Origin of the sequence: Pseudomonas serboccidentalis, from assembly GCF_028830055.1 — a bacterium.
Taxonomy (GTDB): Bacteria; Pseudomonadota; Gammaproteobacteria; order Pseudomonadales; family Pseudomonadaceae; genus Aquipseudomonas; species Aquipseudomonas serboccidentalis.
Genome location: NZ_CP101655.1, coordinates 5,995,348 through 5,995,673, shown reverse-complemented (window position 1 = coordinate 5,995,673; position 326 = coordinate 5,995,348). Strand labels below are relative to the sequence as shown.

At 47.5% G+C, this 326-nt stretch carries 1 protein-coding gene; it reads left to right on the top strand.

The genetic code is table 11. The features are described 5' to 3' along the window. A partial coding sequence (locus NN484_RS27225) for a hypothetical protein (RefSeq protein WP_274658367.1) occupies nucleotides 1-252 on the top strand: 252 nt, incomplete at its 5' end. Nucleotides 253-326: the final 74 nt, after the last annotated feature.

Here is a 326-nt window from a genome sequence, read left to right as displayed (position 1 = left end):
ATCTCAACCGAGGCGCGCATTCTACAGCAGCCTCATTTGCTGTCAAGTGATTATTTTCAGAAGCTTTCGAAGATTTCTTCAACAACTTCAACCACTTGCGCCTCCGATCTCTCGTCAGCGGGAGGCGAATTCTACAGCGTTACACGCTGCTGTCAACACCTCTTTTTCACCGCTTTCGACCGAGAAGATCGAACCGTTAAAAGCGCCAGAAAAACCGGTATTTTTAACTCCTTCCAGGCTTCGATGAACTGAAGCAAGTCACTGTCGAAAACTGCATAACTCATTGAATCTCAAGGAGTTTTCCGTTTCGACTGCGCCGGAAGTGG